Here is a 22,213-nt window from a genome sequence, read left to right on the forward strand (position 1 = left end):
GCCGCTTAGTTGTTTTCGGGTCTGAGTTTACGGACGACGGCTCCGGCCTGCCACATTTCGCTTTCGCGCATTTCGCGCAGCTCCTCGTTGAGCTTCGTGCGGTAATCGGGCTTGCTGTTGGAGTCGATCGAGATCTGAGCTTCGTTCCCGCTGCGGACGCTCTCGTAGAGCTCCTCGAAGACGGGTTTCGTGGCGTCGCGGAAGCGCTTCCACCAGTCGAGTGCACCGCGCTGTGCCGTGGTCGAGCAGTTGGCGTACATCCAATCCATGCCGTTTTCGGCAACGAGCGGCATGAGCGACTGCGTGAGCTCCTCAATGGTCTCGTTGAAGGCCTCCGAGGGGGTGTGTCCGTGGGCGCGGAGCGTGTCGTACTGGGCGGCGAAGATACCCTGGATGGCACCCATCAGCGTGCCGCGCTCACCCGTGAGGTCGGAGTAGACCTCGCGCTGGAAGTCGGTCTCGAAGAGATAACCCGAGCCGACGCCGATGCCGAGTGCGATGACGCGCTCCATGGCGTGCCCCGTGGCATCCTGGAAGACGGCGTAGCTGGAGTTCAGACCGCGGCCCTGGAGGAACATGCGGCGCAGCGACGTTCCCGAACCCTTCGGGGCAATCAGGATCACATCGACGTCGGCCGGCGGGATGATGCCCGTGCGCTCCTTGTAGGTGATGCCGAATCCGTGCGAGAAGTAGAGGGCCTTGCCGGGGGTGAGGTGCTTCTTGATCGTGGGCCATACGGAGATCTGTCCGGCATCGGAGAGCAGGTACTGGATGATCGTACCGCGCTCGGCGGCCTCTTCGATCTCGAAGAGCGTCTCGCCCGGCACCCAGCCGTCGGCCACGGCCTTGTCCCAGCTCTTCGAGCCCTTGCGCTGTCCGACGATCACGCGGAATCCGTTGTCGCGCAGGTTGAGCGACTGCCCGGGGCCCTGCACGCCGTAGCCGATGACGGCGATGGTTTCGTTTTTGAGCGTTTCGAGTGCTTTCTCCAGCGGGAACTCTTCCCGCGTTACGACGTTCTCTTCGACGCCGCCGAAATTGATCTTTGCCATAGTCTTATGAATGTTGGTTTGTTTGTATAAATAGCTGTTTCGGGGGGGCGGACCCGCGATTCAGGCCTCCTGCCGGACCTGTTCGGGGCTTTTCCGCATCTTCTCCAGTTCTTCGAGGTACTCGTTCAGCAACTCGCGTTTCGACTTGATGACGGCCACCGTTCCGCTGCGCACGAACTGCTGCACGCCGTAGGGCTGCAACAGGTGGAACAGTTCCTGGGTTTCGCTCTTGTGCCCGGTCTTCTCGACGACGATGTAGTCGGTGTCGATCTCCAGAATACGGACGTTGTGCTTGCGGACGAGCTGTTCGACATTGTGGCTGCGCGTCACCTTGTAGAGGGCGATCTCCTGCTGCACGACCTCGTCGGGGGTGTAGACGAAGGTTTTCAGCACGTCGATCTTCTTCTCGACCTGCCGCACGACCTTCTCCACGCTCTCGGGTGTGGTCCGCACGACGATCGTGAATTTGTGAATACCCTTCAGGGCGGATTCCGAGGTCGTGAGGCTCTCGATGTTGACGTTCCGGCAGGTGAAAACCGTGGTGATCTGGCTCAGCAGACCCACCTTGTTCTCCGAAAATACGGTGATGATGTATTCCTGTTCCATATCCAAGCTCTGCATTTTATTCGAGACGGATCTCCGCAACCGGGGCTCCGGCCGGGACCATCGGGAAGACGTTGTCCTCGCTTTCGACGCGCACCTCCAGCAAGAAGGCGCCCTGCGACTCCTTCATTTCGGCCACGGCACCGGCGAGCTCCTCGCGGCGTTCGACGTAACGGTATCCGAGGCCGTTGGCGCGGGCGATCAGTCCGAAATCGGGGTTCACCAGTTCGGTGAAGGAGTAGCGGGAGCCGTAGAAGAGTTCCTGCCACTGGCGGACCATGCCGAGGAAGGAGTTGTTCAGCAGTACGATCTTTACGGGGACCCGCGACTGGAAGATCGTCCCCAGCTCCTGAATGGTCATCTGCAACCCTCCGTCGCCGACGAAGAGGACGACATCGCGCTCCGGGGCCCCGAGTTTGGCACCGATGGCTGCCGGGAGCCCGAACCCCATCGTGCCGAGGCCTCCCGAGGTGACGAGGCTCCGCGTGCGGCGGAATCCGAAGTAGCGGGCGGCGAACATCTGCTGCTGCCCGACATCGGTGACCAGCACGGCATCGTTGTCGTAGGCCCGGGCCACCGTATCCACGGCTTCGCCCATGCGGATCCGGCCTTCCGCGGGATGGAGGGCGGGACGGATCACCCGTTCCTGTTCGATGCGGTCGCAGGCGCGGAACTCCGCGATCCAGTCTCCGTGGTCGCGGCGGCGGATGCGTGCGGTCAGCAGGGGCAGGGTTTCCCGCACGTTGCCCGCCACGGGGACATCTGCCTGAATGATCTTTCCGATCTCCGCGGGGTCGATCTCCAGATGGATCACCTTGGCGTTTTCGCCGAAGTGTGCCGGATTGCCCGTCACGCGGTCGTCGAAGCGCATTCCTATGGCGATGAGCAGGTCGCAGTCGCGGTTCTTGATGTTGGGGCCGTAGTTGCCGTGCATTCCCAGCATCCCGACGTACTGCGGCGAATCGGTCGGCACGGCCGAGAGCCCCAGCAGGGTCGAGGCGACGGGCATTCCGCTTTTGGCGAGGAACTCCTGCAGTTCAGCCTCGGCATTCCCGAGGAGGACCCCCTGTCCTACCATGACCAACGGGCGCTGCGCCTCATTGATGAGGCGTGCGGCCTCTTCGATGCAGGCCGGATCGGGCTGCGGAACGGGCACGTAGCTGCGGATCGATACGAGTTTCTTGTAGCGGAACGGTGCGACGCTGCACTGGGCGTCCTTCGTGATGTCGACGACCACCGGCCCGGGGCGTCCCGAGCGGGCCACGTAGAAGGCTTTGGCGATGGCTGCCGGAATATCTTCGGCCCGCTTGACCTGGCAGTTCCATTTCGTGACGGCCTGGGTGATCCCGACGAAGTTGGTCTCCTGGAAGGCGTCGGTTCCGAGCAGTTCGGAGCCGACCTGTCCGGTGACGAGCACCAGCGGCGTGGAGTCCATCAGGGCGTCGGCGAGTCCCGTGACGGTGTTCGTGGCGCCGGGGCCCGAAGTGACCAGGCAGACGCCCACGCGCCCGCTGACCCGGGCATATCCCTGCGCGGCGTGTACGGCGCCTTGCTCGTGGCGCACGAGGATGTGGCGCAGTCGGTCGCGATAGTCGTACAGCGCGTCGTAGACGGGGATGATGGCCCCGCCGGGGTAGCCGAAAATGGTGTCGACGCCTTCGATCAGGAACGATTCGAGCAGGGCCTGCGAACCTGTCATCAGGGGCTCGCAGGCTGTTTGTTGCGCGTCGGGAGTGGAGGTATTCATGGTTGGATCGGGATTATTCGGGGTTGGATCGGGATTCGGCTTTTTAGGCTTCGTCATCGAGGATGCGCACGGCGCCCTTGTCCGCCGAGCTGACCAGCCGGGCGTAGGCTCTCAGCGATTTGGGGACCTTGCGGTCGCGGGCTGCCGGGCGGAAGTGCTCCTGAGCGGCCATGCGTGCGGCGATCTCCGCGTCGTCGACCAGCAGGCGGATCGAACGGTTCGGGATGTCGATTTCGATCTCGTCGCCCGTGCGGACCACGGCGATCTCACCGCCCGAAGCGGCCTCCGGGGAGACGTGTCCGATCGAGAGCCCCGACGTACCGCCCGAGAAGCGTCCGTCGGTGATCAGCGCGCAGGCCTTGTCGAGGTGTTTCGACTTGAGGTACGACGTGGGGTAGAGCATCTCCTGCATTCCCGGGCCGCCTTTCGGGCCCTCGTAGCGGATGACGACCACCTCGCCGGGCTTGACTTCGTCGTTGAGGATTCCGTGCATGGCCTGCTCCTGCGATTCGTAGACGCGGGCGGCACCGCGGAAGACGAAGAGCTTTTCGTCGACCCCGGCGGTCTTCACGACGCAGCCCGAGCGGGCGATGTTGCCCGTCAGGACGGCCAGGCCGCCGTCGCGGAAGTAGGCATGTGCGATGTCGCGGATGCAACCCTCGGCGCGGTCGGTGTCGAGCGTGTCGTAGTAGCAGTGCTGCGATCCCAGCTCGCGGCTGTAGTGGCCGGCGGGGGCGCTCAGCGAGCGGCGCCGGGCCGCATCCGAGGCCGTGGGGCTGAGGATGTCGCATGCCGCGATGGCCTCGCCGAGTGTGCGACCGTCGACCCGCTGCACCGAGGTGTCGAGCAGCCCGCCGCGGTCGAGTTCACCGAGGATGGCGAAGATGCCGCCTGCGCGGTTGACGTCCTGGATGTGGTAGAGGGAGTTGGGCGCCACCTTGCAGAGCACCGGCACGCGCCGCGAGAGGCGGTCGATGTCCTGCATCGTGAAGTCCACGCCGGCTTCGTGTGCCACGGCCAGCAGGTGCAGGACCGTGTTGGTCGAGCCGCCCATGGCGATGTCGAGCGACATGGCGTTCTCGAAGGCGGCCTTCGAGGCGATCGAGCGGGGCAGGACGCTCTCGTCCCCCTCGAAGTAGTAGCGTTCGGCGTTGCGCACGATGAGAGCTGCGGCGTCCTCGAAGAGCTGGCGGCGGTTGGCGTGTGTGGCGACGATCGTGCCGTTGCCGGGGAGCGAGAGCCCGAGGGCCTCCGTGAGGCAGTTCATCGAGTTGGCGGTGAACATGCCCGAGCAGGATCCGCAGCCGGGGCAGGCGCTGCGTTCGACTTCGGCGATCTGCTCGTCGGAATACTTCGCATCGGCCGACATGACCATGGCGTCGATCAGGTCGAGATGGCGGTCGCCGAAGCGTCCGGCCTCCATCGGGCCTCCGGAGACGAAGATCGTGGGGATGTTGAGCCGCATGGCGGCCATCAGCATTCCGGGCGTGATCTTGTCGCAGTTGGAGATGCAGACCAGGGCGTCGATCATGTGTGCGTTGGCCATGTATTCGACGCTGTCGGCGATGATTTCGCGTGAGGGCAGCGAGTAGAGCATTCCGTCGTGTCCCATGGCGATTCCGTCGTCGATGGCGATGGTATTGAATTCAGCGGCGAAGCAGCCGAGGTTTTCGATGCGTTGTTTGACCAACTGGCCGATTTCGTGCAGGTGGACGTGTCCGGGCACGAGCTGCGTGAAGGAGTTCGCGATGCCGATGACGGGGCGTCCGAAGTGTTCTTCGCGCATACCGTTTGCGCGCCAGAGGCTGCGGGCTCCGGCCATGCGGCGTCCCGAGGTGGTAATGGCGCTTCTGAGCGGGTGTTTCATCTTTTGCGGTTCCATGGTTGAGGGGCGTCAGGGCCTCGAAAATCGAAAAAACCTTTCTCCGTCGGGAGAAAGGTTTTTTCGATCCATCGAACAGGTACGTCACCTTTCTCCCGTTATCTTTTCAAGGATCACGAGCAGCACGTTAATGATGACGTTATTCGAATGATTCGAGGCGATCATGCCGTTTTTTTTCGTTTTGTTCGGAAACAAAGATAGGGAACTAATTCGGGATGCGCAAATAATTTTCTAAAGAAATTTAATAACATGGCGATTTGGAAGTATTTTCTTTGATTCTGCTTTCGGATTGCCTGAATATGGACTTGTTCGTTACGATTTGTAACTGCTTTTTGGTGCTGTTCGGCCTTTTGGGCGGTGATTTTCCGGATTCGGGGCACCGGACCGACCCCGGATCGGCCCCGGACTTTCGATTTTCTGAGCCGATCACCGGTGCAGTACCCTGTTTGTCACCCTTATATATAAGGTGTGAGCCTCGGAACGGGCGGACTGCTTACGAATTGTTACCGGGGATTTGGATTATTAAAATATTTGTTTTATATTTGCCCTTGATGAAACTTCGGAGACTCCATACGACGCACGGTGAAGGACACGGGATTTTCGGTGTCCGGACTGGTTGTGGAGTCGCCCCTCATTGCGTGACCATCGCTTCCGCGACGTTTACCGCCACTACTACCACCACCCCTGTGGGGGTCGAGTAGTCTATATTCCGTCGCATCGTCGTATGCCTATTCCGGCCCAGGTTGCCGGAGCGGAAAACAGGGTAACAGCAAAATTCTCCGGTCAACATCCGAAACTGACAAGCTCCAGATGCAGCGGTATCTGCGCGGGGCCGGACAGGAGGTGGAACCTCGACATCGGTCGACCCTTCCTCGATTTTCGGGCTTCGGATCATCCCGGAGGTCTTCTACAAACGATTGGGTTCATTAAAAAACGAAAATTCACCATGAAACATATCAAGGTTTTTGCCCCGGGAACGGTGGCCAATCTGGGTTGCGGGTTCGATGTGATGGGCCTGACCCTCGACGGAGTGGGCGATCTGCTGGAGGTGGGTGTCGAGCCCGATGCCGAAGGGCTCTCGATCCGCAACGACAGCGGTGTCGATCTGCCCGCCTCGCTCGATGACAACGTCATCACGCCGGCCGTTCGGGCGATGCTCGAAGCCTACGGCCGCCCCGTGCGGGTTGAAATCCGCCTGCTCGAAAAGATCGTTCCGGGGAGCGGGATCGGATCGAGTGCGGCCTCGTCGGCTGCGGCCGTCTACGGCATCAACGAACTGCTGGGGCGTCCCTTCTCGGGCAAGCAGCTTGTGGAGTTCGCCATGCAGGGCGAGGCGCTGCTGGGCGGCACGGCTCATGCCGACAACGTGGGCCCGGCGCTGCTGGGCGGCGTGGTGCTGATCCGCGGTTACGAACCCTTCGACATTGTGCGCCTGCCGGTTCCCGATAACTTTTTCTACGCCGTGGCGCACCCGGCCATCGTCGTCAGCACGAAGATGGCCCGCGAGGTCCTTCCGCGCGAAATTTCGCTGTCAAGTGCCGTAAAACAGTGGGGCAATGTCGGCGGACTGGTTGCCGGATTCGCCCTGCGCGACGTGGCACTGATCGGCCGTTCGATGCACGACGCCGTGGTGGAACCCTACCGCAAGGGCTTTATTCCCGACTACGATGTCTTGAAGGCGAGTGCGTTGGACGAAGGGGCTCTGGCGCTGAATATCGCCGGATCGGGTCCTTCGGTTTTCGCCCTGGCCTCGGATTATGCGGTTGCCTGCCGGATTGCCGACCGGATGAAGGCGCACTTCGCCGAACGCGGCATCGCCTGCGATACCTATGCGGGTCGGGTGTCGAATGCGGGAGCACGGGTTGTCGAATCATAAAAACGCAAGGCCATGAACTTTTACAGTACAAGGGACCGGGAGCGGAAACAGGCCTGTACGCTCCGGGAAGCGGCCATGATGGGCCTGGCACCCGACGGCGGACTTTTCGTTCCGGAACGGATTCCGCAGGCCGATCTGGCCGAGGCGGAGCGCCGGGCCGCGGAGTCATACGGCTCTTTGGCGAGCTACCTGGCAGGCCTCTTTTTCGGGGATGATTTCGATATGCAGGCGTTGCGCCGCGAACTGGAGTCATTGTATGACTTCCCGGTTCCGTTGCGCAGGGTGGGGCGGAGCCGCTATACGCTGGAACTCTTCCACGGCCCGACCTGCGCCTTCAAGGACTTCGGTGCGGGATTCATGGGCCGGGTCGTCGGGCTGCTGGGCGCGGCCGGGGAGCGGCTCGTCATCCTCACGGCCACGTCGGGAGATACGGGCAGCGCCGTGGCGCACGGATTCTACAACGTGCCGGGCGTCGACGTCGTGGTGCTCTACCCCGAGGGGAAGATCAGCCGCCTGCAGGAGTGCCAGATGACGGCCCTTGGGGGCAATATCCATCCGCTGCGCGTGGCCGGGACGTTCGACGACTGCCAGCGGCTGGTGAAGGAGCTCTTTGCCGACGGGGCGTTCCGTCGCCGCCGCCGGGTGACGTCGGCCAATTCGATCAACCTGCTGCGGTGGATTCCCCAGGCGTTCTACTACTTCTACGGCTACTTCCTTTGGCGGCGGGAGACGGGCGGCGACCATCCGACGATCGTCGTCCCGAGCGGCAATTTCGGCAACCTGGCGGCGGGGATGCTGGCGCAGCGGATGGGGCTTCCGGTCGGGGGTTTCGTGGCGGCGTCGAACATCAACGACGTGGTTCCGGAGTTCCTGCGCACGGGTCTCTACCGTCCGCGGCCCTCGATCCAAACTCCGGCCAGCGCCATGGACGTGGGAGCTCCGAGTAATTTCGAACGGATGCTGTGGCTGTGCGGCGGGGATTCCGAGGCTTTGCGGGCGGAGTTGACGGGTTTCCGGTGCGACAATGCCAGTATCCGGCGGACGATCGACGAATTGTACGAACGGACCGGTTATCTCTCGGATCCGCACAGTGCCGTGGGGTATGCGGCGTCGATGGCGGTCGGGAAGCCGGGCTTCTACCTCTCGACGGCACATCCTGCGAAGTTCGGCGAGGTGATCACTTCGGTAACGGGGGCGCGGATCCCGCTGCCCGCACGGCTGGAGAGGTTGACGCAGCGTCCGCAGCATTCGGACCCGCTGGCCGTGGACCTTGCGGCGCTGGAGGCGTTCGTCGAGCAGGTCTGAGCGATGCGTGCCGATTAGCGTGAGGACAGTCCGTTTTGAAAAAGGGCATCCCCGGTCCGGAATCCGGATCGGGGATGCCCTTTTTAGGTAATGATGCCAAAAGTGGTTGGTGTCGTATTGGATCAAATGACCAGAATTGTACGATTCTGGTCATTTGCGTTTCTTAATAATTCCATCATTGCTGTTCAGGAAAAGATACCACTTTACAAAGTCCTTAAAATGTTGTTCCGAGAGTCCACGATGGATTCTTAAATTATCCTTCAAGTGACCGAAGAACGACTCAATAGAATTTGAAGATTTAGGTACATTAGGGTATCGCGTGTATGAAAACAGATCGGGTATGGCACGCTTGATATGCGAGACACTTCGATGCAGCATCTTATGCGTAAACCACCATCTTCCCGACAGCTCATCTACGGTTTTTTCATTGATAAATGGTTCGTGTCGCCGATACCAGTCAATAAAAGCCCGTATCCATAACTGTGCCTCATCATGTGTTTGTACTCCATTTAACAAGTGCACCAGTTCGAGGAGTTCCTGTGCCGCTACGGTCTGTGGTTTGCGTGTAATCCACGTCTCTATCTCTCGCGCTACATGTACCGTACAACGCTGCAAGATCGCCTCCGGACACACTTCCCGCACCGCTTTTATGATATTGGGAGATCCATCACAGGTGACACTCTCAATTTGAATGCCGACATCGCGTATAGCCGTTAGGTCTGCTTTCAAATCCCGCAGCGTTTCACTCCTGGTTATGCGATAGAGGAGGGTCATCTTGATGTTGTGATCCCGATATACAACCAGACAAATCTTATTTGAGAAGTAGGTGCCGTCGATCAGAAGATTTACCTTCTCGCGTCGCTGTATCTGCCATAAAGGGCACTGGGGCAAGAGCCGATAGAAGTATCTTTTTAGGGTGCGTTCGCTGTATCCGCTCTCACTCGCAAGGTCACAAATACGCTGTTTACCGCGAACCCAACGCGCGAACCATATAAACTTGTTTTTATCGGAAATCCAGTCTCGACGATCCGTAAAATAGCTGCCACAATTCTTACAATAATAGCGGCTGCAACCGCTACGAGTACCCCATTTTATTGTCTCTAAAAAGCCACAATGAGGACAGCGTATTTTTCGTTTTTTTGACATAAAAATAGAGATTAGTAGAAACCCGTTTCTACTAATCTCTATTTTATCCTTATAACTACCAAATATTATGTCGGTTACATTTTATACCACCAACCACTTTTGGCATCATTACCCCTTTTTATGCCTTTTGCGGGGCGTTTCAATTCACTCCCAGTCGGAGATGCGAATTGAAATACATACTCTTATTCCAAGCCTTTGCCATGCTTCCCGTGCAGCCCTTCTTTCCCGACGGCCTCTCCCAGAGCGTCGAGCATTCCGTATCCGAATCGATTGTCGGGCAGGAGGTAGTGACCCTCGCTCCACTCGTTGAAGCAGGCGATGGTGACGAACCGCGGCACTTCGGGATGCTGGTTCAGGTAGACGAACGATGACTGTACGAAAGCCTTGAATGCTGCCGGGCTCTCGTTCACGAAGATTGTGCAACCGGGCCATGCTTTGCGGTTGGGCTTCTCCGGCCGTACCGAGGGCTTTACGTAGCGCGGCGTGGAATCCCATCCGGCACCGATAGCCGGTACGTAGGGGATGTCGAAGTCGCGGTGGTGTTCGGGCCAGAGTTTATAGGCTACGTCGGCTGCCACGATGCCATAGTCGGGAAGTTCGATTTCGTTCGGCTGGAAGCGTCCGGCGATCCAGTCCAGCGGGTTGTACGAACCCACGGTGTTGTAACCGGCGGCCTTCATGTTCCTTGAACTGAATCCCGTGATATGGAAGTGGATGCCCGGATGTCCGAGTTTCTGGGCCAGAGCCCGTAACTCGGAGAAGAGTTTTTGCACACCCTCCAGTCCGAGTTTCTGTTCGAGACGGTTGGCATCCCAGATGCAGATGACGGGTTTGCCGTTGATCTTCCAGTAGTTCGGCTGGTTGAAGTAGCGGGTGACGATGTACGAAAGGCTGCGGAACGCCTCCTCGTAGGAGAAGTCCGGAGCATCGAAACTGGGCGGATAGGCATTTCCGCCGTCAGTGCGCTTCGTGGGGTAAAGAATGTACCAGGGGTGGTTGGTCCACATGCAGGCGAATTTCACGTCGTTGCGGTTGTCGGCTTCGAGGAAGCCCTGTTCGAGTGCTTCATGCAGGCAGGGTTTTCCGTCGTACCAGTACCAGTCCCACAACAGGACATCGATTCCGCTTTGTTTGCAAAGTTTGTTGTAGACTTCCCAGGTTGAGGGAAGGCTTTCGTCGAGCTCTCCCAGCAGCGGGGTCCTTGGCTGCTGGTGCCCTTCGAACCAGGGTCTTGCACTGCGGATAAGGTTATATTCGGTCCATCCCGGAGCATAGATCTTGTTGTGGAGAGCCGAGGCGTGGTAGTTCGGGAAGACGTAGGCGGCTACTTCGAGTCCTTCGGGCTTTTTCAGCAGATCGGGATTCCCTGCCAGCGTCTGCAGATCGTCGGGAAGCCGGTATACCGTCTGTTTCTGGGATTCGGAACGTTTCTGTCGGGCTTTGTTCTGGGCCAAACCCGAGAAAATACCGGCCGTAGTTGCGGCGAGCAGCAACAGGGCTGCGATTTTGATCGATTGGCTTTTCATAATCGTATCGAAGTGTTAGTGTTTGGTTTGCGGTTCGATTTTTGTGGGTTGGGGACCCATGTAGGAGTATTTCATGCCGCCGAAGTCGATCACGATCTTCTGGATCATCATGCCCGGGTGTGCGGCGAAGATGCGGACCGTGTGTTTGCCCGGTTCGGAGATCATGTGCGAGGTCTTGTTGATGCGGCAGTTGCGCATGATGCTCTGAATCCAAAGCGTACTGTAGTAGGGAGCTCCGGCTTCGGGCAGATAGACGGGACTGCGGTCGACCATCACCCCGTAACGAGACCCGTGTTCGTTGTCGAGCGGGAACAGCGGGACCATGTAGGTATATACATCCACGGGTCCGGTCGAGAAGGAGTAGAAATCGTATTCGAGCATCGGGTAACGGTCGAGCGGAGCCGGGGCCACGTAGTTCGAGGTCAGCTCCAGGCTGGGGTAGTAGTCCGCCTTGGCAAAGGGATCGCCTAACTGTACGACCGTATCCTCGAATCCGTAGCGGGCGATCTTGTCGAAGGTGATCCCGTGTCGTTCGAATTTGCGATGGAAGCCCGCGGCGTCGATCGAAACCACGCCGTTGTCTTCCACGTAGAGTCCTGCCAGGCTGTCGCGGCAAATCTCCTCCGGATTGAAGGCCGAGACGAGTACGGTTTCCCGACTCCCGGCCCCTTCAAATTCGATTTGTGCACAGAGGTTACGCCCTTTTGGGGCCTGTTCCCAGTCGATCGAGACGTTCACACGCTCCTCATACGGGGTTTTACCGTTCATTTTGTCGAGTTTGATCCACGGTTCGGAGACTTGCGCCTTCCACTCCAGATCTCCGCGCCCTGTATTGAACACGTCGATATAATAGGAGTGGTCGGTGAAGGGATTGAAGCAGGGCAGCGTATGGTAGTTGCCCATTCCCGTGCGGAGCGTCTCACTCTCGGCATGGATGCCCAGTCCGGGTTTGGCGGCGGGTTCCACGCTCTTCATGGGCGGAACATAGATATCCCTCCAACCTCCTTGTGCCAAAGTCATCATGTAGCGCCATTTGCCATCCTTGAGTTCGTTGTACTCCTTCGTGATGCGGCGCAGTTCTTCGACGATTCCGTTTACGCGCTCCCGAACCTGGTTGGCGGACACACGGCCCTGTGCGGCATACCAGCGGTTGCGTTGTGCTTCGAGGATGGCGATGTTGAGCAGAGCGGCACCCTTGACCGGGTAGTAGACAAGCTGGAAGAATCCGGGCTTCGCCGCATCGTCCAGATTGGCGTAGATTCGGTCGGCCTCTGCGGAGATCGCAGCGTAACGGGCTACCCGGCGTGCGGCTTCACGATAGTTGTCCTCGGCAAAATGCTGCTCCAGATGGTGCTGCATGTGCTCGGGTTTGCGAGCGAAGGCCAGACTGAAATACTCGTCGAAAATGTGCTGGAGAGCATCCTTGTACTCCGCACCGAAATATTTCGAGAGCGTGTTCGCGTAGTAGTACCCGACATTTTCAACCGTAAACGCGTCGATGTCCCAGGCCATGTCTAGGAAGAGCGAAAGCGCATTTTCTGCCGGTTTTATATCTCCGATGTTGGCTAACCAGATGCGATCGGCCGTGGTGTCGTAGGCGCGTTTCAGTTCGGTATACATCTGTACCGGCGGGTTGGTGTTGATCCACAGGAAGTTCATGGGAGGTCCCCAATATGAAAGGTGGTAGTAGACTCCCGACCGGCCGCTTCGCTTTTGCTCTTCGGCATTGCTCAGCCGCTTCATGTATCCGAAGTCATCGTCGCCCCAGATGATCGTCACATCATCGGGGAGATTCATGCCGTGTTCGTAGGTTTCGAGCACCTCCTTGTAGGGGGTGAATGCCTGCGGAATCTCTTCGGCGGGTTTCCCGAGTACGTCGCTCAGAATCTGGCGCTGGTCGGCGAAGGCTTTTTCGAGAACCCGGGCCTGCTGGTCGAGCGTGAGGTTGCCGGCCATCACAGCATCGTGGATTCCGCGCATGGCCAGGGTATAGACGTTTTCATAGGCTCCGTTCTCCTCGACGCGTTTCCGCAGCACCTTGTTGATCCCCTCCTTGTTGGTGACGTAGTTCCAATCGCCCATGGTCTTGCGGTCCCATTCGCTGGCATTGTTGAAGAGCAACGGTTCGCAGTGGACCGACCCCATGACGATTGCCAGACTGTCGGCCACGAGTTTGTTGTCGGGGTAGTAGTTGAAGGCCCGGGTGCAGGAGTGCATGGCCGGGCAGAGGTAGTTGCCCTTCAGGCGCAGAAGCAGTTCACAAATCTTCGAATAGGTCTTGGGACCGATGTCTCCGAGTTCCGGATCGAAGGTTTTGGCAGCCCATGGCTTGAGCCCGAAATCCTCGTCGTTGATGAAGAGCCCGCGGTATTTGACCGACGGTTCCTTCGAACGGTAGGATCGGACATCGAGCCGCAACCGCTCCTGCGGAGTGACGGGAACGTCGGCCCACCAATACCAGGGGCTGACACCGATTGCTTCCGAGATGGCGAAGGTTCCGTAGGCGGTTCCCCGGCGATCGGACCCGGCGATGACGAGGGCTTTGCGGACTCCGGGTACGGGCCGGTCGACAACCTCGATGGCATACTGTTCCCAACCGCCGCGGATGGCGTCGACGTTGAGTCGTCCGTTGGCAACCAACTTGTCGATCAGGTCGTTGCTTCCCAACGTTCCGATCACGACGATATTTGTCTCCTTGGCTGCCGGCAGGGCCTTGGCCGTGGCCTGACGTCCTGTGACCAGTCCGATATCCTGGGCAAGGAATCCGGCGACACGTTTCACCACTTCGAAATCACGGTTGTCGTAATAGAGCGTGGCTCCGTAGTTTTTGTCGGCAAGCAGGAACTCCCGTCCCGCAGGTTTCCCTTCCGCGAGGGAAATTTGCGCAGAGGCTCCGGCCACACCGCACAAGCAGAGCAGCAGGCTCAGAATCGTTCGTTTTACACTCGTTCTTGTCATGTCGTTTTTTTGGATTGTTTTGGGTTTGGATTCAGAATAGGGGTGTCGGCTGTGGGGTTTCTGACGGATGACCGTCCTGAACGGTCGGCCAGTCGTCGACCCAACGGATTTTGTCCAGGAGCAGTTTCCGCCCCCGGGGATTTTGAGCGTCGACAGCATGGTAGAGAAGCCAGTCATCCCCGGCCTTGTCGGTGATAATGTCGGAGTTGTGCCCGGGTCCGATGAAACGGTCGCTGCGTTTCATGACGATTTCGCAGGCGTTGTCGAGCATCCGCTTCCCGGATTTGTCGGTGTAGGGCCCCAGCAGGTTTCGGGAGCGTCCGACCACCGTGGTGTAGGTGCTGTTGAGCCCCTCGCAGCAGGAGCCGATCGAGGCGAAGAGATAGTAGAATCCGTTCCGTTTGTGGATGTAGGAGGCCTCGAAAGCCCTGCCTGCAATCTGTTTCGGCGTGCAGCCCGGTTTCACCGAGAGTCCGTCTCTGGAGAGCTCTATGGCGTAGATTCCCCAGAAACTGCCCCAGATGAGGTAGTTGCGACCTTTCTCCCGGACGAACTCCGGATCGATGGAGTTTGTTACTCCGATCTCGTTGCTGCGGAACAGCGCTCCGTGATCGCGGAACGGACCTTGGGGCGAATCGGCAGTGGCCACTCCGATCCCACAGGTTTCGTTTCCGCCCCAGTAGGACATCGAGTAGTAGAGCAGATATTTGCCCTTCAGGTAGTTGATGTCCGGGGCCCAGAGTCCGCCTTTGGGCTCGAACGAGGGGCGTGTTTCACGGGTAAAGGCAGCTCCGATGATCTCCCAGTTCACCAGATCGAACGAACGGGCGATCGGGATGCTGTATCCGTGATTCTCCGTGGCATAGAGATAGAATTCACCCTCCTTCGTCTGGATGACCGTGGGGTCGGGCATGTCGTGGTTCAGCACCGGATTGGTGTAGCTGTTTTGTGCCCGCAATCCACCTGCAAACAGACAGAACAAGCCGATAATCAGGTATTTTCTTGTGATATTCATGATCCTTTTGTTGTCGGTTATTGAGCGGACTGGGTCGAAGGCGGACCTGCATAGGAGCGCTTCATGCCGCCGAAGTCGAGGACGATCTTCTGAATGACCAGTCCGGGGTCCCCGCAGAGGATCTTGACGGTGTGTTTTCCGGGACGGTCGATGTGGAGTGTGGTCTTCTTGACGGCACAGTTCTTCAGAACGTTCTCATACCAGGCCTGCGCATATTCGAACGAGGAGGTTGTGGGGTTCATGACCGGTCCTTCGTCGATTGCCACGCCGTATTTGGTTTCGGTCGACGAGGTTTCGTGGGCGAAGGTCTGGTCGGCACTCAGCGGGAAGGTGGGGAGCATGTAGGTGTAGACGTCCACCGATCCGCTGCTGAAACTGTAGAAATCATACTCCAGCCGAGGCGTATTGCGCCCTCCGGTACGTTGCTTCCGGCCCAGGGGATCTCCGATCAGAACGGCCTCCTTTTCGTATCCGAGGTTTCGGATGAGTGTCATCCGGATCTGCTCGTTTTCGACCTTGCGGTGGAATCCCGCAGCCGGAATCGAAACGCAGCCGTTATCCTCCACGTAGAGACCTTGAAGCGTTTCGGGAGTGGGCGAAGCGGGGTTGAAGAGCGATACGAGTACCGTTTCGTGCCGCGCCCCGGCTGTGATCTCGATTGTTCCCAGAATCCGGTCTCCGACAGGCGCACGGTTCCAGTCGATGTCGACATCGAGAGCCTGCTGCGTGGATACCGTTCCGGAGGTATTGCTAAGACGAATCCAGTCATTCGATGTTGCCGCCCGCCATTCGAAAGGTGCATCGCCCCTGTTGAAAACTTCGACCCGGTACGTGCGGCGCGTGTAGGGGTTGAATGTCGGCAGGGCATGGAAACTGCGGCTGCCCCGGAGCACATCCTCTCCTTCGACCCAGATTGCCGGATCGGCTCCGGCCAGGAGCCGGATGGAATCCAGCCTCGGCAACTCGTAGTAGGAGCAGGCAAAACCTTGCCGGGTCGTCATGATGCGGTTCCATTTGCCGTTTAGCAGCCGGTTATAATCGGCCGTGAGCCGTTGCAGCGAGTCGTAGTGCGCCCGGACCTCCTCGCGCAGCGGATTGGTGGCGGCGCGTCCCTGCAGGGCATACCAACGGTTGCGCTGCCCTTTGAGGATCATCTTGTTGAGTTGCTCGCTCGCCCGAACCGGGTAGTAGAGCAGTTGGTAGAATGCGGGCTTCTCCGCTTCAGTCAGTTCGTTGTAGATCCGTTCGGCATCCTGCCCGATTCGGTTGTAATCGGCAATCCGGCGGTCGAGCTCTCCATAGTTGGCGCACGAGAAATCGGTGTCGGTCGTGCGTTCACGGCCGTGCTTGTCGGTGGCCCACTGGTAGCCCCATCCCATGAGTTCGGGTTTCCGCTGGAAAGCCAGATCGTAGAAGGTCGCGGTGATGTCGCGGAACCGGTCGTAATACTCCTCTCCGAAGATGCGGGCAAGCATTCCGGCCTGATAGTCGGCCGTATTGGCATAGTCGAAACGGTCTATATCGTAAGCCATGGCCAGGAAGAGGTCGACGGCCGGTTCGCAGGACTTGATGTCACCGGCATTCAGCAACCAGATCCGGTCGGCCGTGGCTTCGTAAGCCTTGCGGAGTTCCTCGTACATCAGCGCTGGGGAGGTCGACGACATCCACAGGTAATCGTGGGGCTTGCCGAGATAGGAGGCGTGGTAGTAGACGCCGGAACGTCCGGACCGTTTCCGTTCCTGTTCGCCGCTCAACCGTTTCATGTAACCGTAGTTGTCGTCCGGCCAGATGATTGTGACATCCTCGGGCAGGCTGAGACCTCCGGAGTATACCTCCAGTACCTCCTTGTAGGGCGTAAATGCCTGGGGAATCTCTTCGGCGGGTTTCCCGATCTCGTCGACGAGGATCTGCCGCTGGTCCTGCAGGGCGCCTTCGAGTTGTCGGACGCGCTCCTTCATGTTGTTGCTTCCGGCCATGGCCCGGTCGTGGAGTCCGCGCAGCGCCAACGTGTAGACATTCTCATAGGGGGCGTTTTCCCGAACCCGCTGCCGCAGAACCCGGTTGATCCCCTCCTTGTTTTTCACGTAGTCCCATTCACCCATCGTCTTGCGATCCCACTCGCTCGCATTGTTGAAGAGCAGCGGCTCGCAGTGGACCGACCCCATGACGATGGCGAACGAATCGGCGACCATCTTGTTTTCGGGAATCTTGTTGAAGGCCGTGGAGGCCTCGTGCATGGCCGGGCAGAGATAATTGGCTTTCAGCCGCAGCAGGAGTTCGCACACCTTGGCATAGGTTTTCGGGCCGATGTTTCCCCGTTCGGGGTCGAAGGTGTGCCGGGCCCACGGCAGCAACCCCCAGTCTTCGTCGTTGATGAAGACGCCCCGATACTTCACCGACGGAGTTTTCGAGATCGTGACCGGAACTTCCAGATAGATGGAACTTTGCGGTCTGGCCGGGACGTCGGCCCACCAGTACCAGGGACTGACACCGATGGCTTCCGAAAGGGCAAGCAGTCCGTAGGCGGTTCCCCGTCGGTCGCTTCCGGCGACGATCAGTGCCCGGGATATGCCCGGAAGCGGTTCCTTGACGATTTGAATCTGATAGCGTTCCCAGCCTCCCGTTATCGAGTCTACCCGGATTTTTCCCCGGGTGATCAATCGGTCGATTGTCTCGCTTTTGCCGATGGTTCCGGCGATGATTACATCGGCATTCCGCACGATTTCATCTCCGGTTGCGAGGTTCGCGGCGCGTCCGGTCACCCGTTCGAGGTCCTCGGCCAGTAGCCGGGCGGTCGTTCCGACGACCGTGGCATCGTTCGCATCGTAACGGATTACGGTCTGACGCTTCGGAACGGAGAGCCGGAAAACGTCCCGTCCGGAACTTTTCTCTGTGAGTTTGATTTGCGCCTGCACGCCCGGGCTGCAAAGCCCGAACATGCAGGCGGTCAGTATCAGAAATTTTTTCATGCTGTCTGTCGTTGCGGAGCTGGGTTACACGGCACTAAAGGAACTGAAACCTCCGTCTACGGGGATGATCGCACCGGTAATGAAGCTGGCCTCGTCCGAGCAGAGGAATTTGACGATCCCGTTCAGTTCGGAGATGTCTCCGAAACGTCCCATGGGCGTATGGGCCATGACCTTCTTGCTGCGCTCGGTGTACGATCCGTCGGGGTTGATGAGTATGGCCCGGTTCTGATCGCCGATGAAGAACCCCGGAGCGATGGCGTTGACCCGGATCTTGTCACCGAACTTGAGGGCCATCTCCATGGCCATCCACTGCGTGAAGATGTTGATAGCGCTCTTGGCCATCGAGTAGCCCAACACGCGCGTAATGGCCGAGTAGGTGGCCATCGAGGAGACGTTGATGATCGAACCGTGCCCCTGCTCGGCCATTACCTTCCCGAATACCAGGCAGGGATATACCGAACCGTACATGTTCAGGTCGATCACCCGGTTCAGGTCTTCGATCTTCATGTCGAAGACGTTCTGGTCTTCGCGCAGGGTGGCGCCGGGGAGGTTCCCTCCGGCGGCATTCACCAGGATATCGATGGTTTTCCAACGTTCGAGAAGCTTCTCCTTCACGGCGTTCAGACTTTCGGGATCGAGAACGTTGCAGACCAGCCCTTCGATCTCTCCGAACGGAGAGAGTTGAGCTACACGTTTGTCGATGTTCTCCTGTCGGATGTCGAGGATGACGACCTTGACCCCGGCCTTGACCAGACTTTCGGAGATATTGCCTCCCAATACGCCGCCGCCACCGGTAACGATGGCAACCTTGCCTTCCAAATTACTCATTTTTTTCGTGTTATTAAAGAGATATGAACATCATGTTTATTACTCTTCGCCCGATGGTACCACGACGGGCTCTCCCCAGCCGACCGGCGAGCCGAAATTCGGCGTACCGTCAGCATTCCATCCAAAGCGTTGAATGAAGGTCGAACGTCCGGTCGTGTAGGAGTTGTCGTTACGGTTCTTAACGTGATAGACGATCCAGTCCTCCGTGCCGTCCGGGGATTTCGTGAAGCTGCAGTGTCCGACTCCGTTTACTCCGTCGCGGTCAGCCGTATCGTCACAGCGATAGAAGACGGCTGCTGGGGATTTGGTCCAGTTTGCGGGATCCATGGGGTCTTTCGTTTCATCAAGAACGATATATCCCAACCGATAGTATTTCGTCCAGGAACCGTTGCAGGAGTAGACCACGAAGATCTTGCCGTTGCGTCTGAGAATGGCGGGTCCCTCGTTGATCCGTGAGGAGATCTGCTCCCAGGGTTGGTCGGGTTGGGAGATGCAGACCCGGTTGGAGGATATTGTGCAGGGGTCGCTCATCCGGGCGATATAGAGGCTCTGGTTACTGTCATCGGTCGTGGACGGAGCTCCTGACCATACGGCATAGAGCTGTCCGTTCAGTTCGAATACGGTCAAGTCGATCGCATAGGCGGTATTGTCCGCGGAAATGGGACCGCCTTCAGTATAGGAATCTCCGGTGTAGAGCATTCCCATGTCTTCCCACTCTCCGAATGGGTCATCGGACCGTGCACGCAGGACGCCGCTCCGCTGTTTGTAATAGTGTCCTCCAATTTCGGAGGACGGCCGTCCGGCCGTGTAGTAGATGTACCATTTCCCGTCCACACGGTGCAACTCGGGGGCCCAGACGTGCGAGGTGTTCCAAGGCTTGATTCCATTTTCATCCCGGGGTGCCGACCAAATGGTCTGCGTCGAGTTCAGCACGGAGAGTTGCTTGGAGCGGGAGATATTGATCCCGTCACCGTGTGCTTTGCAGAGGTAATACCATCCGTCGTGCTGGATGATCCACGGGTCGGGAACTCCGCCGAGCGGATTGGTGAAAGTCTTGTCGCCCTGTGTCACCCGCAGCTTCACCGGCTCGACGCCTTCGGCGCTGAACATCACTTCGCCCGAACGGGAGGTTTCCGAACTTGTTTCGTAATGGATCGTCACGGAACCGCCTTTGTCGCCTTCGCTTTCGGAAAGACTGATCCATGAACAGAGCGATTCAGCCTGCCAGGCGGTGTTGCAGCTTACCGTGATCGAGAATTCTCCAGCTGCGGAGCCTACGGTTTTGGTCGAGGGGAGGATACTCAGATAGGGCTTGGGAGCCGGATCGGGTCCTTCGGGTTCCGGCACGGAGTCCGATGATTCTCCTCCGCAGGCGCAGAGGAGAACCATCAGTATTCCGAGTCCGACTATCAAATGAATTTTTTTCATAGAGTGTTTCTAATCGAGAGATTGGGGAAGTTTGGACATGACGATCCGCATTCCGAAGTGGTTGCCGGCAGATGTTCCGGAGCTGTTGTTTCCGCGGCGTCTGATGACCTGATAGTCTTTCGTCGGATCGGCGTGGCTGCTGTGACGATAACTGCCACCGCGGATGCAACGAGTGGATCCGGGCAGGTTGTTGTCTCGGTTGCATGGATCGACGGCTCCTTCCTGATAGAAGGTATGGGAGTAAGCGTCTGCGCAGACTTCGAACACGTTACCCGACATGTCATAGATTCCCAGTTCGTTGGGTTTCAGACTTCCTACAGGCATGGGATTCTGGCCGTTATAGACGCCCACCTCGTCGGGATCGTTGCTTCCGCTGTAGATATATCCCTGGCTTTTGTTACCGCCCTGTGCTGCAAATTCCCATTCGGCTTCGGTCGGTAGCCGGACCTCTACGCCCAGTTCGGCCGAGAGCCAACGGCAATACTCGTAAGCGCACGTGTAGGTGATGTTGGCCGTTGGGGCCTTCTCATATCCTGTTTGGGGAACGTGCGAACCGGCTTCGGACGGGCTTTTGAACGAGAAGGTTCGGCCCGCACTGTTGTAGAAAGCCGTGTTGTAAATCTTGCTGGAGTTGCCGTTCAGAGGATATACGTTCAGGAAGACGCACATCTGCTCGTTCGTAGTCTCATACTTGTTCATGTAGAAATCCTTGGTCAGAGTTACCGTATGGACCGTTTCAGAGTTGAGCGTCCGACTGTCGATCATACTGGGAACGGTCGCTGACTGGGGGTATCCCATCTGGAATGTTCCGGCTTCGACGAGGACCATGTCTTCGAGTGTGATACCCGGCAGGACATTTCCAGTTTTGGTCGTGAAGGACATCTCCTCGCCATAGTAGGTGCCGGAGGAGTTTTTGGCATATGCCCGGACGTAATAGGTCTTGCCTTTCTCCAATCCGCCGGTCAACAGGTTGAACTGCCCGTTGGTGCCGCTGACGATCTTGGACGATGCATTTTCCAGCGTGGGCTCAGGGTTCTCGCCCCAAGCGAATCCGCGTTCGGTGGTGGGGTCCGTCTCGTTGGCGATCGTTTCGCCGAAGAAGTAGCAGGTTTTATATCCGGGCCATGTTTCCAGCGAGATGATGAAGTTGGTGGTCCGGAACTCAACTTTGTCTCCGTAGGTGACCTCCCCGGCTTCGGTTCTGATGAAAGGTTTGACGTAATAGAGGGTGTTCTGCGTCAGGTCGGTGAGTTCGACCGTGAAATCGCGACCTCCGTTGATGGAGCGGACCTCATCGTCCTCAACGTTCGGGACGTTCGGATCGTCCTTGACGTCCTCGACGTCCGAATCCGCCACCGCAGTGAAGCAGATTCCGATTTCGGCGATTTCGTTGTTGCCATCCGAAGCCATCGTCATGCTGACGGTCGCGGCGGAGGCGGTGATTTCGGTGATCTCTTCGATCAGACACCAGGCTTCTCCGGGCTGGTCCTTGGTCGTAAAGGCTATTTCGTTGCCGTAGTGCACTGCCGATCCGTCGCTGACATAGGCGCGGGCATAGTAGAGCGTATTGGCCGACAGTCCGGTGAGTTGGACGGAGAAGTCGTGCCGGGCGGCATCGTCAGTCGATATGGCCTTGTTGTCCGCGATGGTCGGGGCGGTCATCGTGCTCCAGCAGATGCCCCGTTCCGTAAGCCTGGCCACATCACCCCGGGTGATGTAGCCGCTGCCGATGGCCGTGTTGGTGCGGATGGAGGAGAAATCGAGTGTGGTGACCTGTACGGATGGTTCGACGATCTCCACATCCTTGCAGGAGGTAAACGCGCAGGGAAGCAACGCCGCCGAAAGTACCAGTAATTTTATGATGGATTTCATGACTTG

At 58.5% G+C, this 22,213-nt stretch carries 15 protein-coding genes; 3 read left to right on the top strand and 12 right to left on the bottom strand.

Going from position 1 to position 22,213, the window contains the following annotated elements:
- Positions 1 to 5 precede the first annotated feature (5 nt).
- From ilvC to ilvD, 4 genes are read right to left on the bottom strand one after another with little or no spacing between them, the layout of a single operon-like run.
- Positions 6 to 1,052, bottom strand: a complete 1,047-nt coding sequence (gene ilvC, locus ABGT65_RS09740; protein ID WP_346701736.1) for a ketol-acid reductoisomerase — start codon at positions 1,050 to 1,052, stop codon at positions 6 to 8.
- Between the two features lie 60 nt (positions 1,053 to 1,112).
- The gene (gene ilvN, locus ABGT65_RS09745) at positions 1,113 to 1,658 is read right to left on the bottom strand and encodes an acetolactate synthase small subunit (protein ID WP_346701738.1); all 546 of its coding nucleotides are present in this window, start codon (positions 1,656 to 1,658) and stop codon (positions 1,113 to 1,115) included.
- 16 nt (positions 1,659 to 1,674) lie between these two features.
- Entirely contained in the window at positions 1,675 to 3,402 is a 1,728-nt protein-coding gene (gene ilvB, locus ABGT65_RS09750) for a biosynthetic-type acetolactate synthase large subunit (protein WP_346701740.1), read from the bottom strand.
- Positions 3,403 to 3,445: 43 nt separating this feature from the next.
- Positions 3,446 to 5,269 carry a dihydroxy-acid dehydratase gene (gene ilvD, locus ABGT65_RS09755; RefSeq protein WP_346701741.1) on the bottom strand — a complete coding sequence of 608 codons (1,824 nt, stop codon included), beginning with the start codon at positions 5,267 to 5,269 and terminating at the stop codon, positions 3,446 to 3,448.
- Positions 5,270 to 5,835: 566 nt separating this feature from the next.
- On the opposite strand from ilvD, the gene ABGT65_RS09760 reads away from it, so the two are divergent.
- From ABGT65_RS09760 to thrC, 3 genes are all read left to right on the top strand, one after another.
- Positions 5,836 to 5,985, top strand: coding sequence for a hypothetical protein (locus tag ABGT65_RS09760; RefSeq protein ID WP_346701742.1), 150 nt, complete (start codon positions 5,836 to 5,838; stop codon positions 5,983 to 5,985).
- A 245-nt stretch (positions 5,986 to 6,230) separates the two neighbouring features.
- Positions 6,231 to 7,160 carry a homoserine kinase gene (locus ABGT65_RS09765; protein WP_346701744.1) on the top strand — a complete coding sequence of 310 codons (930 nt, stop codon included), beginning with the start codon at positions 6,231 to 6,233 and terminating at the stop codon, positions 7,158 to 7,160.
- Positions 7,161 to 7,172: 12 nt separating this feature from the next.
- The gene (thrC, locus tag ABGT65_RS09770) at positions 7,173 to 8,465 is read left to right on the top strand and encodes a threonine synthase (RefSeq protein WP_346701746.1); all 1,293 of its coding nucleotides are present in this window, start codon (positions 7,173 to 7,175) and stop codon (positions 8,463 to 8,465) included.
- A gap of 150 nt (positions 8,466 to 8,615) precedes the next feature.
- On the opposite strand, the gene ABGT65_RS09775 is transcribed toward thrC, so the two are convergent.
- The 8 genes from ABGT65_RS09775 to ABGT65_RS09810 all read right to left on the bottom strand — a co-directional run bounded on the left by ABGT65_RS09775 (position 8,616) and on the right by ABGT65_RS09810 (position 22,207).
- Positions 8,616 to 9,611, bottom strand: a complete 996-nt coding sequence (locus ABGT65_RS09775; protein ID WP_149873922.1) for a transposase — start codon at positions 9,609 to 9,611, stop codon at positions 8,616 to 8,618.
- Positions 9,612 to 9,793: 182 nt separating this feature from the next.
- Positions 9,794 to 11,137 (bottom strand): glycoside hydrolase family 99-like domain-containing protein, encoded by a 1,344-nt coding sequence (locus tag ABGT65_RS09780; RefSeq protein WP_346701747.1) that lies wholly within the window; start codon positions 11,135 to 11,137, stop codon positions 9,794 to 9,796.
- A 15-nt stretch (positions 11,138 to 11,152) separates the two neighbouring features.
- Positions 11,153 to 14,095, bottom strand: a complete 2,943-nt coding sequence (locus ABGT65_RS09785; protein WP_346701749.1) for a glycosyl hydrolase 115 family protein — start codon at positions 14,093 to 14,095, stop codon at positions 11,153 to 11,155.
- A gap of 31 nt (positions 14,096 to 14,126) precedes the next feature.
- A complete protein-coding gene (locus ABGT65_RS09790) occupies positions 14,127 to 15,110 on the bottom strand; it encodes a family 43 glycosylhydrolase (RefSeq protein ID WP_346701751.1) in 984 nt (327 codons plus the stop codon).
- 17 nt (positions 15,111 to 15,127) lie between these two features.
- Positions 15,128 to 18,079: a glycosyl hydrolase 115 family protein gene (locus ABGT65_RS09795; protein ID WP_346701753.1), complete on the bottom strand. Its 2,952-nt coding sequence runs from the start codon at positions 18,077 to 18,079 to the stop codon at positions 15,128 to 15,130.
- 24 nt (positions 18,080 to 18,103) lie between these two features.
- A complete protein-coding gene (locus ABGT65_RS09800; RefSeq protein WP_346701755.1) occupies positions 18,104 to 18,907 on the bottom strand; it encodes an SDR family oxidoreductase in 804 nt (267 codons plus the stop codon).
- Between the two features lie 39 nt (positions 18,908 to 18,946).
- On the bottom strand, positions 18,947 to 20,335 hold the full coding sequence (locus ABGT65_RS09805; RefSeq protein ID WP_346701757.1) for a family 43 glycosylhydrolase: 1,389 nt from the start codon (positions 20,333 to 20,335) through the stop codon (positions 18,947 to 18,949).
- Between the two features lie 9 nt (positions 20,336 to 20,344).
- On the bottom strand, positions 20,345 to 22,207 hold the full coding sequence (locus ABGT65_RS09810; protein ID WP_346701758.1) for an SUMF1/EgtB/PvdO family nonheme iron enzyme: 1,863 nt from the start codon (positions 22,205 to 22,207) through the stop codon (positions 20,345 to 20,347).
- Positions 22,208 to 22,213: the final 6 nt, after the last annotated feature.

The sequence above is a fragment of the uncultured Alistipes sp. genome (genome assembly GCF_963931675.1).
Lineage (GTDB): Bacteria > Bacteroidota > Bacteroidia > Bacteroidales > Rikenellaceae > Alistipes.